Origin of the sequence: Streptomyces sp. NPDC056161, from assembly GCF_042268025.1 — a bacterium.
GTDB lineage: Bacteria > Actinomycetota > Actinomycetes > Streptomycetales > Streptomycetaceae > Streptomyces.
This window is the reverse complement of the sequence record NZ_JBHJUV010000058.1, coordinates 15339-28880: the sequence shown is the minus strand read 5'-3', so window position 1 is coordinate 28880 and position 13542 is coordinate 15339. Positions and strand designations below refer to the sequence as shown.

At 70.7% G+C, this 13542-nt stretch carries 10 protein-coding genes and 1 pseudogene; 7 read left to right on the top strand and 4 right to left on the bottom strand.

The window, feature by feature from the left end; genetic code table 11:
* The first annotated feature begins 133 nt into the window (after positions 1-133).
* The 7 genes and pseudogenes from ACFC09_RS37390 to ACFC09_RS37360 all read left to right on the top strand — a co-directional run bounded on the left by ACFC09_RS37390 (position 134) and on the right by ACFC09_RS37360 (position 8620).
* Positions 134-1006 (top strand): LLM class flavin-dependent oxidoreductase, encoded by an 873-nt coding sequence (locus ACFC09_RS37390; protein WP_376535986.1) that lies wholly within the window; start codon positions 134-136, stop codon positions 1004-1006.
* A 222-nt stretch (positions 1007-1228) separates the two neighbouring features.
* Positions 1229-1681, top strand: a pseudogene (locus ACFC09_RS37385) (GNAT family N-acetyltransferase); the annotation flags it as partial.
* Between the two features lie 197 nt (positions 1682-1878).
* A complete protein-coding gene (locus ACFC09_RS37380; protein WP_376535984.1) occupies positions 1879-2733 on the top strand; it encodes a methyltransferase domain-containing protein in 855 nt (284 codons plus the stop codon).
* A gap of 810 nt (positions 2734-3543) precedes the next feature.
* Positions 3544-4317, top strand: coding sequence for an isoprenyl transferase (locus ACFC09_RS37375; protein WP_376535982.1), 774 nt, complete (start codon positions 3544-3546; stop codon positions 4315-4317).
* 362 nt (positions 4318-4679) lie between these two features.
* Positions 4680-6005 (top strand): PhoH family protein, encoded by a 1326-nt coding sequence (locus tag ACFC09_RS37370; protein ID WP_376535980.1) that lies wholly within the window; start codon positions 4680-4682, stop codon positions 6003-6005.
* A gap of 400 nt (positions 6006-6405) precedes the next feature.
* A complete protein-coding gene (locus tag ACFC09_RS37365) occupies positions 6406-7119 on the top strand; it encodes a transglycosylase SLT domain-containing protein (protein ID WP_376535978.1) in 714 nt (237 codons plus the stop codon).
* Positions 7120-7288: 169 nt separating this feature from the next.
* On the top strand, positions 7289-8620 hold the full coding sequence (locus ACFC09_RS37360; RefSeq protein WP_376535976.1) for an AI-2E family transporter: 1332 nt from the start codon (positions 7289-7291) through the stop codon (positions 8618-8620).
* A gap of 348 nt (positions 8621-8968) precedes the next feature.
* Here the strand turns inward: ACFC09_RS37360 and ACFC09_RS37355 are convergent, their stop codons facing one another.
* The 4 genes from ACFC09_RS37355 to ACFC09_RS37340 all read right to left on the bottom strand — a co-directional run bounded on the left by ACFC09_RS37355 (position 8969) and on the right by ACFC09_RS37340 (position 13204).
* Positions 8969-9499, bottom strand: coding sequence for a carboxymuconolactone decarboxylase family protein (locus ACFC09_RS37355; RefSeq protein ID WP_376535974.1), 531 nt, complete (start codon positions 9497-9499; stop codon positions 8969-8971).
* Between the two features lie 152 nt (positions 9500-9651).
* Positions 9652-11994 carry an ABC transporter permease gene (locus ACFC09_RS37350; RefSeq protein WP_376535972.1) on the bottom strand — a complete coding sequence of 781 codons (2343 nt, stop codon included), beginning with the start codon at positions 11992-11994 and terminating at the stop codon, positions 9652-9654.
* Complete coding sequence (locus ACFC09_RS37345) at positions 11991-12683, bottom strand: ABC transporter ATP-binding protein (RefSeq protein WP_376535970.1); 693 nt, start codon at positions 12681-12683, stop codon at positions 11991-11993. Before ACFC09_RS37345 ends, ACFC09_RS37350 begins: the two co-directional genes overlap by 4 nt.
* Positions 12680-13204 (bottom strand): PadR family transcriptional regulator, encoded by a 525-nt coding sequence (locus ACFC09_RS37340; protein ID WP_376535968.1) that lies wholly within the window; start codon positions 13202-13204, stop codon positions 12680-12682. Before ACFC09_RS37340 ends, ACFC09_RS37345 begins: the two co-directional genes overlap by 4 nt.
* Positions 13205-13542 lie beyond the last annotated feature (338 nt).

Here is a 13542-nt window from a genome sequence, read left to right as displayed (position 1 = left end):
GGGCAGGGCAGGGCAGGGCAGGGCAGGGCGGCAAGGCAGGGGAGCGGTGGGGAGAGCGGATCCGGCGGACTCACGGCTGACGCGCAGACGAAAACAGGTTTTCGATCACTCGCGTGCAGGATAGGAACTCCCCATGACTGAACTCGGCGCTGTCTTCCGACCCCAGCTTCCCCCGGAGCGGCTTCAGGCGGTGGTGCGGCTGGCGGACGCGGCCGGTCTTGAGCAACTCTGGCTGTGGGAGGACTGCTTCCGCGAGGGCGGGATCTCCACCGCGGCCGCCGCGCTCGCCTGGACCGAGCGGGTGCGGATCGGAGTCGGGCTGCTGCCCGTGCCGCTGCGGAACGCTGCCATCACGGCGATGGAAGTGGCCGCGCTGCACCGGATGTTCCCGGGCCGGCCCGTCGTCGGTGTCGGGCACGGTGTGCAGGAGTGGATGGGGCAGGTCGGGGCGCGCGCCGAGTCCCCGCTGACACTGCTGCGGGAGCACCTGGAGGCGTTGCGCGCCCTGCTGCGCGGTGAGCGGCTCAATGTCGAGGGGCGGTACGTCAAGCTGGACGACGTCGCACTCGACTGGCCGCCGGAGACGGCCGTGGACGTGTTCGCCGGTGCCACCGGCCCCCGTACGCTGCGGCTGACCGGCGAGGCGGCCGACGGCACGATTCTCACGTCGGACACGTCGCCGGACGGCGTCCGCCGGGCCCGGCAGCTCATCGACGAGGGACGTACGGCGGCGGGGCGCAGCGGGCCGCACCAGGTCGTCGTCTATCTGCTCACGGCCACCGGCGCGGATGCCGCCGCCCGGGTGCGTGCCGAACTGGCCGCCCGGGGAGCGCGGGCCGGGACCGACGTCGGTGTCGCCGGCGACGCGGCAGCCGTGGCCGACGCCGTACGGCAGTACGCGGTCGCCGGGGCCGACGCCGTGGTCCTGGAGCCGACGGGGGACGAGCCGGACCCCGAGGGCTTCGTGCGGTTCGCCGCCGAGGAGGTCCGGCCCCTCCTGTCGTAAGCCCCTCCTGTCGTAAGCCCCTCCTGTCGTAAGCCTCTCCTGCCGTAGGCATCTCCTGTCGCAGGCATCCGGCTGTAGGCGTCCGACGCCCGGGGATTGTCAGTGGGGCCTGCCAGACTCGGTTGCCGAGACGGAGTCCGAGCCGGAGACAGGTCCGGTACCGGGAGGGGGACGGGGATGAGCACGGGAATGAGTACGGGGCGGTCGGGTGAAGGGCGTGGCATGCCTGCGGCGACGGGGGTCGTCCAACTGCGTGCGGTGGTCGATGCCGATCTGGAGATCTTCCTCGCCTACGAGCACGATCCGGAGGCCGTCCGGCGGTCGAGGTTCACGCCCCGGGAGCGGGACGCCTTCCTGACGCACTGGCGCAGCCGGGTGCTGGGCGATCCCGACTCCCTGGTGCGGACCGTCACGGAGGACGGCGAGATCGCCGGGAACATCGTTTCCTGGGGGGACGACGGCCGGCGGTTCGTCGGGTACTGGCTGGGGCGGGCGTACTGGGGGCGGGGCGTCGGGTCCCGCGCGCTCGGCCTCTTCCTCCGGCAGGAGCGCACCCGGCCGCTGTACGCCGACCCGTTCGCGGGCAACACGGCATCCGTCCGCCTCCTCCAGCGGCACGGCTTCGAGGACTCCGGCGGCGGCCTCGACGACGAGGGACACGTCCTCCTCGTCCTGCGGACCCCGGCCGGTACGGAGGATACGGAGGACTCGGAGGGTACGGAGGGTTCGCAGGGCCCGGGGGATTCGCAGGGCCAGGGGGATCTGCGGGCGGGGAGATGACGGAATCTTCGGAACACTAGGGGGTGGGGCAGGTCGAGGGCCGAGGAGAAAATCAGGAGCGGTCGGGGAAGGGGTCCTGCGACGATCTCCCCATGGACGAGACCAGCGTGAGCGCAGCGGCAGCAGGTGCGGCTGCGGGTGCGGGTGATGGGACACCGCGCGCCGGCCGTGGGCGTTCCTTCGAAGAACTCGTCGCCGAAGGCGCCGCCGTGCCCACCGAGGGCTGGGACTTCTCCTGGTTCGAGGGGCGGGCCGACGAAGGGCGGCCGTCCTGGGGGTATGCCCGTACGGCGGCCGGCCGGCTGGCCGCGGCCACCGCGGCGCTGGACATCCAGACCGGGGGCGGTGAGGTGTTCGACTTCGCGCTGGGCGCGGCGGCCCCGGCCCGGCCCGTGCTCCTCGCCGCCACCGAGGGCTGGCCGCCCAACGTCGCCAAGGCCACCGCCCTGCTGCGCCCGCGTGGTGCCGTGGTCGTCGCGTCGCCGGAGGACGCCCCGCTGCCCTTCGCCGACGAGACCTTCGACCTGGTCCTCAGCCGTCATCCGGTACGGCCGCACTGGGACGAGATCGCCCGGGTGCTGGTTCCGGGCGGCGCCTACGTCGCGCAGCACGTCGGCCCGGCGAGCGTCTTCGAGCTGGTCGAGTACTTCCTCGGCCCGCAGCCGGAGCGGATCCGCGGCAGCCGCCACCCCGACCACGAGAGCGCAGGCGCCGAGCGTGCCGGGCTGGAGATTGTCGACCTGCGGGCGGAGCGGCTGCGCATGGAGTTCCACGACATCGCCGCCGTGGTCCACTTCCTGCGCAAGGTGGTCTGGATCGTCCCCGGCTTCACCGTGGCGGCGTACGAGCCCCGGCTCCGTGCGCTGCACGAGCGGATCGAAGCCGAGGGCTCCTTCGTCGCGCACAGCACCAGGCACCTGTTCGACGCCCGCAAACCGGACCGCTGACGGCCCGGCCCACGGGGCGCGCTGCGGATTTGGCCGGGAACCGCCGCTCACTGCGGGTGGGCGGACGGGCGCGGGCCCGGGTTCCGGGCGCGTCGTCCCCGGATGGTCTCCGGCGTCGCGTGCCCATGCGGTTTCCACATCGTTACCGCGAGCGTCTCGTATCTGCGGAACCTCTCCCCTAAGTTCAGACCAAGGTAATTCGCGTGAGCAAAACCGCGCGGTCGGCACCGTGCGGTGGAGGGGGCTGCGCGGTGCCGGAATGCTTCTGTGCGCCCGTCAAGCCACCGTTCGCTGTCCGGGGTCGCCCGTCGGAGGGACGGCGCGGCGCTCCGCGTGTCGGACGCGGTGACGCTCGGTGCCTGTCTATCCATCGACGCGCGGTCCGATTGCCTGGGAATCCGCTGTGAATCAGCCATGGAAAGCATCTGAATGACGGGTTCCAGAGGCATCTGGGTGTCGCCGGGCGACTTCGGAGAGTAGTTGTGGCATGCCGATGCACCCGAAATCCCTCACGAAGGGTTATGGTGGAAACCCCCCCTCGGGCCGGTCCGTCTCCCCCCCACGGACCGGCCCGTTTTTTCATGCGCCTTCCGTACGCCGGTCCACGTGCCGGTTCGCGTGCCGGTTCGGGGGTTTGTCCGGGTTCTTCTCGGGGCGCGCGTGGAACCGTTCCGCAGGCGTACGCAGTCCCCATGAGAGGCGCGCGCGACCCGCCCACGAAGCGCACCCCGGAACCCAGCTGAAGCCCCGCAGGAGTAGGCTGCGGGCCCGCGGGGACGTACCCGCACCGTATGGAGGGGCTGACAATACGTGAACCTGCGCGACAAGCTGCGCAGCCTCCTCGTCAGGCTGTACGCACACCGGGTGGAAGGTCACCTGGACCACGCTCAGGTGCCCAAGCACATCGGCGTCATCATGGATGGCAACCGCCGCTGGGCGAAGGCCGCGGGATCCAGCACCGTCCACGGTCACCGCGCCGGCGCGGACAAGATCGGCGAGTTCCTCGGCTGGTGCTCCGAGACGGACGTCGAGGTCGTCACCCTGTGGCTGCTGTCCACGGACAACTTCGACCGCGCCCAGGAGGAGCTGGTCCCGCTTCTCGGCATCATCGAGGACGTCGTACGCACCCTGGCGGCGGACGGCCGCTGGCGCGTGCACCACGTCGGCACCCCGGACCTGCTGCCCTCCCCGATGCAGCTGGCGCTGAAGGAGGCCGAGGAGACGACGGCCCACGTCGACGGGATACTGGTCAACGTCGCCATCGGCTACGGCGGCCGGCAGGAGATCGCCGACGCCGTGCGCTCGATGATCCTGGACGCCCACGACAAGGGCGTCGCCATGGACGACCTGGCCGACTCGGTCGACGTCGACATGATCGGCCGCCACCTCTACACGGGTGACCAGCCCGATCCCGATCTGGTGATCAGGACCAGCGGCGAGCAGCGGCTGTCCGGATTCATGCTGTGGCAGACGGCCCATTCCGAGTACTACTTCTGTGAGGTTTTCTGGCCGGCCTTCCGCAAGGTCGACTTCCTGCGCGCCCTGCGTGACTACGCGGCGCGACACCGGCGCTACGGCGGCTGAACGACGGGCCGGGCCGGGCTGCGCAAGGCTCTCGGACCATCCATGCGGCAAACGTCCGGTTCGCGGTTGTTGTGGTGGAAGTAACAAGGAGTTCATCGGTGCGCCGTGCCATGCATTTGCATGGCGATGCATCGTGGAGGGCATAAGGCAAGCAGGCCGACGCCCGAACCACGGGTGTCGGATCTCAGCGGGCGGCACGGGGCTGCCCGCCCGGGAGGCCCTTTGCACCAGCCCGACCGTGCGGTCACTGCACGGAAAAGCCGCGGAGGGCCGGTTCTCGGCCCGCGTGCGTGCATCGCGGCCGACGACCGGCCCAGCTCCATCGTCGCTCCCCGACCTCATCCGAGGGGGTACGTCCTTCCGTGGTGACCAGCACAAAGCGCCACAAGCCCGACCGGCGCACCTATGTTCTCGACACCAGCGTCCTGCTGGCCGACCCGAATGCCCTGACCCGCTTCGACGAGCACGAGGTAGTGCTCCCGATCGTGGTGGTCACGGAGCTGGAGGCCAAGCGGCACCATCCCGAACTCGGCTACTTCGCCCGGCAGGCCCTGCGTCTGCTGGACGACCTGCGGGTCCGGTACGGCCGCCTGGACGCCCCCATCCCGATCGGGGACCTCGGCGGGACGATCCGGGTCGAGCTCAACCACACGGACCCCAGCGTGCTGCCCACCGGCTACCGCCTGGGGGACAACGACTCGCGCATCCTCGCGGTCGCCCGCAATCTGCAGGCCGAGGGGTTCGACGTCACCGTCGTCTCGAAGGATCTGCCCCTCAGGATCAAGGCGTCCTCCGTCGGCCTGCTCGCCGAGGAGTACCGCGCGGAACTGGCCATCACGGACTCCTCCGGCTGGACCGGAATGTCCGAGCTGACGCTGGCCGGCGAACAGGTGGACATCCTCTTCGAAGAGGGGCACGCCCACGTTCCCGAGGCCGCCGACCTGCCGGTGCACACGGGTCTGACGATCCTGTCGGAGCGCGGCAACGCGCTCGGCCGGGTGACGGCGGAGGGCACGGTCCGCCTGGTGCGCGGCGACCGGGAGGCGTTCGGCATCAAGGGCCGCAGCGCCGAACAGCGGATCGCCCTCGATCTGCTGCTCGACCCGGACGTGGGCATCGTGTCGATGGGCGGCCGGGCCGGCACCGGCAAGTCGGCGCTGGCGCTGTGCGCGGGTCTGGAGGCGGTCCTGGAGCGCCGCCAGCACCAGAAGGTGATGGTCTTCCGGCCGCTGTACGCGGTGGGCGGGCAGGAGCTGGGGTATCTGCCGGGCACCGAGGCCGAGAAGATGAGCCCGTGGGCGCAGGCGGTCTTCGACACGCTCTCCGCGGTCACCAGTCGCGAGGTCATCGAGGAGGTCACCGCGCGCGGGATGCTGGAGGTCCTGCCGCTGACCCACATCCGCGGACGTTCTCTGCACGACGCGTTCGTGATCGTGGACGAGGCGCAGTCACTCGAACGGAACGTACTGCTGACCGTTCTGTCCCGGATCGGTGCGAATTCTCGGGTGGTGCTGACCCATGACGTGGCACAGCGGGACAATCTGCGGGTCGGCCGCTACGACGGTGTGGTCGCCGTGGTGGAGAAACTGAAGGGGCATCCGCTGTTCGCGCATGTCACCCTGACGCGATCCGAAAGGTCCCAGATCGCCGCGCTTGTGACCGAAATGCTGGAGGACGGACGCATCTGACCCGACTGTTCAACTAGGGGTCGGTTACTCGCTGGTTGGCGCCGTCCGGCAAAGGCTTGAGCCTAGCCGGGCGGCGCCGCGGTGTCCGGAGGATCCGGAGAAATTCCAGGGCCGAACGGGATGTGAGCTTTCACACGCAACTCGGAATTGCCTACCGGCGTCGGGTTACGGCAGAGTCTCAGTCCTGTCAGGCCCCGCATACGACACACCTGTGCCCCCAGCACAACGGCACACCAACAGCACCATGGTCAACTCCATAGCGTCGTCGTATGCCGCCCGAGCACCACGCGGCGCTCCCGAGCCGGGAGTTGCCCACCGGGCCCGCGCCTCCCGTGACCCCGCAGTTGGGAGGCCAGTGCCAGGGGCACGATTGCGTCCGCCAGGGTCACCGAAGCGGGCGATGCTGGAAGGAAACCGTGTGAGCCGGATTTCGGTCCGGGGATTCGCAGTGGCCTCGGCCACCGCGGTCACCGCCGTCGGAAGCGTTGTCGGAGTTGCCTCGGGCAGCGTCGCACAGAACAACGACGCCGACCCGACGGCCAGCGACGCGACGCTCCTCGCAGACATCCCCGCGGGACACCAGGCCCAGGTGCAGACCGCCTCCCTGACACAGCAGGCGGACGCACAGGCCATCGCCGCGGACGCGAGCGCCAAGAAGGACGCCGAGGAGGCGGCCCGCAAGGCGGCGGCAGAGACCGCGATCGCGAAGAAGGCGAAGGCCGAGAAGGACGCCGAGGAAGCCAAGAAGCGCGCGGAGGAGAAGAAGAAGCAGGAGAGCCAGAGCACCGTCTCCAGCTCCAGCTTCGCCGTCCAGGGCTCCTACACCGTCGCCCAGATCCAGGCGATGGCACGCCAGATGGTGGCGAGCGGCCAGTTCCAGTGCTTCAGCAACATCGTGAACCACGAGTCCAGCTGGAACTACCGTGCCGTCAACGCCTCCTCCGGCGCCTACGGACTCTTCCAGGCGCTGCCCGGCACCAAGATGGCCTCCGCGGGCGCGGACTGGCAGACCAACCCGGCCACCCAGATCAAGTGGGGCCTCAACTACATGAACAGCCGTTACGGCAGCCCGTGCGACGCATGGTCGTTCTGGCAGGCGAACAACTGGTACTGAGACACGTACGGCAGCAGCCCGCATAAGTACGACTGCCCGCCGTCCCGCTCAACCCCGCGCAGCCCCTTCCCGTCCTACGGGGAGGGGCTGTTGCCATGTACGGTCGTACGGAAGATTCCTGGGAGGAGTGGTGGAGCGCACCCGGGGACATGCGGGAGAAGGACGCATCATGTCGCGAGTGCCAGGATGGCTCGGCCGGGTCGGAGCCGGACTGACGCAGATGGGCGAACGGTTGGACGAGCGCAGGGTGGCGGCGGCGGAACAGCACACCGAGGATCCACCGGACGCACCCGAGACCGAGCCCCTGCCCGCCGGCCACCGGGATCCGGCCGAGCGCCCGATCGTGGTCCGCCCGGATCCCGCGCAGGCGGTGCCCTGGGGCGTGCGGGTCGCCGCCGAGGCGGGCTGGCGGCTGCTGGTGCTGGCGGGCACGGTATGGGTGCTGATGCGCGTCATCAGTTCCATAGAGCTGGTGGTGTTCGCGTTCGTCATCGCACTCCTGGTCACCGCGCTGCTCCAGCCCACGGTGGCCAGGCTGAAACGGTACGGCGTGCCACGCGGCCCGGCCACCGCCCTCACCGCGATCCTCGGCTTCGTCGTGATGGGGCTGATCGGCTGGTTCGTGACCTGGCAGGTCATGGAGAACATCGACAACCTCTCCGACCAGGTCCAGAGCGGCATCGACGATCTGCGCAAATGGCTGCTGCAGAGCCCCTTCCACGTCACGGACAAGCAGATCAACCAGATCGCCAAGTCCCTGCGGGAGGCGGTCGGCGCCAACACCGACCAGATAACGTCGGCCGGCCTGGAGGGCGTACAGGTCGTCGTCGAGACGCTGACCGGCATACTGCTGGTCTTCTTCTCGACGCTGTTCCTGCTCTACGACGGTGAACGCATCTGGCAGTGGACGCTGAAGCTGGTGCCGGCCGCGGCCCGGCCCGGCGTGGCCGGCGCGGGCCCGCGGGCATGGCGCACACTGACGGCCTACGTCCGCGGCACGGTGCTGGTCGCACTGATCGACGCGATCTTCATCGGCTTGGGGATCTTCTTCCTGAACGTCCCCATGGCCGTGCCGCTCGCCGTCTTCATCTTCCTGTTCTCGTTCATCCCGCTCGTGGGCGCGGTCGCCTCGGGCGCGCTGGCCGTGGTGGTCGCCCTGGTCACGCAGGGCGTGTTCACCGCGGGCATGACGCTGGTGGTGATCCTGGCGGTTCAGCAGATCGAGGGACACATCCTCCAGCCCTTCATCCTGGGCCGCGCCGTGCGGGTGCATCCCCTCGCGGTCGTGCTGTCCGTCACCGCGGGCGGCATGGTGGCGGGCATCGGCGGCGCCGTGGTCGCCGTACCCCTGGTGGCGGTCACGAACACGGTGGTCGGCTACCTGCGGGCGTACTCCCAGGAACAAGCACTGCGCAGCGCCACCCGGACCCGCCCGAACCCCCCGGCCCCCCGAGAGGAACCAACCCCGACCGACACGGAATCCCCCACACCCCAACAGTGAGCAATCCCCCACAGCGCCCCTCCAAGGATCACGGGGCGCGGGGAACTCCGCAATCCCCCACAACACGCCCGCACCCGTCCGACGGCGGGGACGCCCGTCTCAAGGGGCGTGGGGAACTGCGCGACCAGCCACAACGCCGCCGCACTGGGCCGACGACCCCTCAGGGGCGCGGGGAACTCCGCAATCCCCCACGACGCTCCCGCACCCGTCCGGCGGCGGGGACGCCCGTCTCAAGGGGCGTGGGGAACTGCGCGACCAGCCACAACGCCGCCGCACCCGGACGACGACCCCTCAGGGGCGCGGGGAACTCCGCAAACCCCCACAACACGCCCGCACCCAAACCCACCCCTACAAGCGGAGCGCCTCCGCATCAACGGTAGTCCCCACCGCATACACCACCGCGGCGATCTTGTACGCCTCCTGCACGGTCTCCCGGCCGAGACCGGCCCGGCGCAGCGCCTGCTCATGCGTGTCCAGACACACACCGCACGCGTTGATCGCGGACACCGCGAACGACCACAGCTCGAAGTCGGTCCTGTCGACCCCGGGATCCCCGATGACGTTCATCCGCAGGCCCGCGCGCAGGGAGCCGTACCCGGGGTCCGACAGCAGATGGCGGGTGCGATGGAAGACGTTGTTCACCGCCATCATGGCCGCGGCCGACTTGGCGGCCCGGTACGCCTCGGGCGTCAGCTTCGTACGCGCCTCGGGCGCCAGCTCGCGCAGGACGACGGGGGAGCGGACGGCGACGGCCGTCGCCAGCACCGTGCCCCACAACTGCTGCGCGGTGAGGTCGGAGCCGTCGACGACCGAGTCGAGGTTGCGCTTCAGATCCCGGGCGTAGTCCGGAATGAGGGCCTTGAGGGAGTCGAGGGACATGGACCCACTCTCCGGCCGACGGCACGACCACGTCCAGCGGACGGCCGCCGCCCCGCCGCCCCGTCGGCCGGCCGGACGAGGAACAACGCCTGTCCGGCCATTCCGCCCGTCCGGCCATTCCGCCCGTCCGGCCATTCCGCCGTCCGGACGGGCTACTCGGTGCGCAGCCCGTCCGGACGCATCAGCCGCAGCAGCGGCGGCAGGCTGAGCAGCGTCACGCCCAGGACGACCGCGGCACCGAAGCCGGTCATCGACAGCACGCTCACCCAGTCCACGCTCAGTGAGGCGCCCGACATCCGCAGCAGCACCGCGCCCAGGGCCAGGCCCACCGCCGAGGCCAGCAGCAGACCGAGCGCGACCGGCACCGCCGTCTGCCACAGCACCGACAGGCCCAGGGTGCGGCGCCGGGTGCCGAAGGCGACCAGGGACGACAGCAGCTTCTTGCGTTCGCGCAACTGCTCCAGCTGGGAGACGAGCAGACTCACCCCGATCAGCACCAGGACGCAGGCGGCGCCGACGAACAGGCCGGTGCGGATGGAGGTGAACTTGGTGGACTGCCTGGACTCCATCCAGACGAACGGTTCGAGCCGCGGGTCCATCCGCGCCGCGGTGTTGCGCACGTACTCCTTGGCGTCGGGCACGGACGCGTCGAGGGACAGGTAGACCGTGCCGTGGAGCATGCTCGCGATCCCCGCGGGCAGCGCGCCCGGGGTCAGCAGGAAGCCGCCGGTATCGCCGCCGGTCGGGCTCTCGGCCGGGCGTGCCTGCTTCAGCCCTGCGGGGACGGTCAGCACGACGTCCTTCCGTCGCTGTTCGTCGAAGGCGGCGGTGTCCTCCACGTAGAGCTTCGTGCCGGGCTTGGACAGCGTCGGGGTGTCCGGGTCGTAGCTCGCGCCCCGCACGGCGAACGCGTCGCCGTCCCGGCACGAGGGCAGCGTCGCGATCTCGCGCAGCGCGGCGCAGGTGCCGACGTTCAGACCGGCGTTGCGAGTCGATTCCCCCTGCCGTGACCTGTTGCCGACCGTGCTGCTGGCCAGCACCGTGATCCCGTGTACGCCACGGGTCTCGGCCAGTCGGCGTGCGGTCGCCGCGAGGTCGATGTCCTTCGGGGGGTCTATCTGCATCTGGGCACGCGTGAGGTCTTTGCCCGACTGCTCGGTGTAGTCGCCCTGCACGCCGGCGAACAGCATCTGCAGGGCGATGGCGCCGGCCACCGCGACGGCGATGCCGTTGACCAGGCGGGCCGCGTTGCCACTGCTCAACTGGAGCCGTCGGACCGCCAGTTGCCAGGCGACCGGTCCGGAGCCGAGCCGGGCGACGACTGCTTCCACGACCCACGGCAGCAGCGCGGTGATGCCGACCAGCAGCAGCAGGACACCGCCGACGACCAGGATCTGGTTGAAGCTGCCGTTGTCCCGGCCCTGGCCGATCATCGGGTAGAGCATCGCGAGGCCGGCCAGCGGCAGCAGCAGCCGCCACCACAGGCGCCGGCGCGTCGGGCGCGCCGTGCGGACCACACCGAGCGGTTCGATGACGACGCCGCGCAGGGACAGCAGGGTGACCAGGACCGCGGCGGCCGGGACCGCGACCGCGACGATCACGACCAGCGCGGGGGAGGGGTTCAGGTAGCTCGGGAACACGCTGATGTCGAAGACCTCGACCGAACCCGCGGCCTGCCGTGCGATCAGGAAGAAGACCGCACCGAGGACCAGGCCGAGCACCGCGCCGGCCAGCGCCTCGCCCGCGGCGATCCGCCGGGTCATCCGGGTGTCCGAGCCGACCAGTCGCAGTGCGGCCAGTCTGCGGTCGCGCCGCTCACCGCCGAACCGTACGGCCGTGGCGATGAACACGGCCACCGGCATCAGCAGCGCGACGAACACCACCAGGATGAGCAGGACCAGGATCGGATCGCTCGGTGTGGGCGTCGGGTGCGGGTCGCCGAAGGCGTGTATGCGGCCCACGCTGGAGCCGTTGATCTTCGGGGCCAGCCCGTCGGCGCCCGCGTAGTAGGCGAGTTCGTGCGAGCCGACGAGCCCGCTCTCCCCGATGGTGCCGACGATCCGGTACGGCAGCCGTTCCCGCAGCAGCCCTCCGTCGTCCGAGGCGAGCAGGTCACGCAGCGCGGGGGAGACGACCATGTCGCCCTTGGCCGGGTACCGGGTCAGACCGGGCGGCAGCGGCGCCCGCGGTCCCTCCGGGTCCAGCAGCCGCCCGAGGACGTCCCGCTCGCGGTACGTCGTGTTGACGTCCGCGACCACGACGGTGTTGTCGGCCCGGGGCGGAACGGTGGTGGCGAAGGTGTAGTCCACGCGGTCCTCGGAGCGCTGGTGCCGCACGTCGAGTGCGTTCGGCACCGCGGTGGCCAGCAGCAACAGGGTCACGCCGAGCCCCACGCCGACGGCGGTCAGCAGCAGCCGGGTCCACCCCTCGCGCCCGCCGGCGACGGCGAAGCGGGCCCCCATGGCCAGATCCCTGGCCGTCTGCCGTGCGCTCATACGGCGCGCTCCATGTCGCGTGACTTCCCGTCCCGTACGACGACCTCCCGGTCGGAGTAGGCGGCCACCCGCGCCTCGTGCGTGACGAGGACGACGGCCGCGTTGGTGGACCTGGCCGCGTCGGTGAGCAGTTCCATCACGCGCTCGCCGTTGAGCGAGTCGAGCGCGCCGGTCGGCTCGTCGGCGAACAGCACCCGCGGGTCGGTGACCAGGGCCCGTGCGACGGCGACCCGCTGGCCCTGGCCGCCGGAGACCTCACCGGGCCGCTTGCCCCGCAGGTTGTCGACCTCCAGCCGCTGCATCCAGCCGAGCGCGATCCGCTCGGCCTCCTTGCGGCCGGTGCCGCTCAGCCGCAGCGGGAGGGCGACGTTCTCCACGCAGGTCAGCTCGGGGACGAGCTGGCCGAACTGGAACACGAAGCCGAACTCGGAGCGGCGCAGCAGGCTGCGCCGGGTGTCGCTCATCGTCGCGAGTTCCTGTCCGGCGTACGTGATCGAGCCGGAGTCGGGCGGCACGATCCCGGCGAGGCAGTGCAGCAGCGTCGACTTGCCGGACCCGGACGGCCCCATGACGGCGACGACCTCACCGGGGTGGATGGAGAACGCGGCGCCGTCCAGCGCGACGGTCGGCCCGTACGTCTTGTGCAGGTCCTGAGCGGCGAGCAGGGAACCGGCGGGCGCGGTGGTCATCGGGTCACCTGCTCACGGAGCTTGTCGAGGCGTGCGGTGGTCAGTTCCAGCCAGCGCAGGTCGGCCTCCAGGTGGAACAGGGCGTGGTCGCAGATCAGCTGGTCGGCGAGGTCGCCCTTGCGTTTGCGGTCGGTCAGGATCCGCATGCTGCGCAGGTGCTCGGCGCGCTGGGTGTCGAGGACGACCCCGGCGTCGCGGTGGGTCAGCAGCGCCAGGACGACCTTGGTGTAGAGGACGGACTGGAGGTACTCCGCCGGAGCCTCCGGCGTCGCCAGCCACTGTTCCACGTCGGTGATCCCGGCGTCCGTGATGGCGTACCGCTTGCGTTCGGGGCCGCCGCCGGCCTCGATCCCGTCGACCTCGACGAAGCCGTGCTTCAGGAGGCGGGACATCGTCGAGTAGACCTGGCCGTAGTGGAGCGGCCGGTCGTGACCGAACTTCTCGTCGAAGGCCCGCTTCAGGTCGTAGCCGTGTCGGGGGCCGGACTCCAGGAGTCCTAGAAGGGTGTGACCGATGGACATGGCGACACTCTACATACGGTGTATACGCGCCGTGTATACGCGGAGTGCAGAGATCGCGTTCGGACCTGCGACTGTGCAGGTGGGGGCCGATTGTCACGGTTCCGATACAGGTGGCGGCCGTGCCGGGGCGGCCCTCCGGCCCTCTGGCGGCCGTGCCGGGGCGGCCCTCCGGCCCCCTGGCGTCCGTACCGGGAGCGGTCGCCCGGTCCCCGCCGCGGCGACCCGCGTCCGCCGGCCCGGTGGGCGCTGCGGGATCCCGTTCCGGGTTTGGCGAAGCGCACACTTTTGCCCCACTGAGCAACCCTCGGCGCCCGTCGGTCGTCGGTTCGGGTAAGAGG

Coding starts and splice junctions, on each gene's coding strand:
- ACFC09_RS37390 (WP_376535986.1), top strand. CDS start 134: ATGACTGAACTCGGCGCTGTCTTCCGACCCCAGCTTCCCCCGGAGCGG.
- ACFC09_RS37380 (WP_376535984.1), top strand. CDS start 1,879: ATGGACGAGACCAGCGTGAGCGCAGCGGCAGCAGGTGCGGCTGCGGGT.
- ACFC09_RS37365 (WP_376535978.1), top strand. CDS start 6,406: ATGCTGGAAGGAAACCGTGTGAGCCGGATTTCGGTCCGGGGATTCGCA.
- ACFC09_RS37360 (WP_376535976.1), top strand. CDS start 7,289: ATGTCGCGAGTGCCAGGATGGCTCGGCCGGGTCGGAGCCGGACTGACG.
- ACFC09_RS37355 (WP_376535974.1), bottom strand. CDS start 9,499: ATGTCCCTCGACTCCCTCAAGGCCCTCATTCCGGACTACGCCCGGGAT.
- ACFC09_RS37350 (WP_376535972.1), bottom strand. CDS start 11,994: ATGAGCGCACGGCAGACGGCCAGGGATCTGGCCATGGGGGCCCGCTTC.
- ACFC09_RS37345 (WP_376535970.1), bottom strand. CDS start 12,683: ATGACCACCGCGCCCGCCGGTTCCCTGCTCGCCGCTCAGGACCTGCAC.
- ACFC09_RS37340 (WP_376535968.1), bottom strand. CDS start 13,204: ATGTCCATCGGTCACACCCTTCTAGGACTCCTGGAGTCCGGCCCCCGA.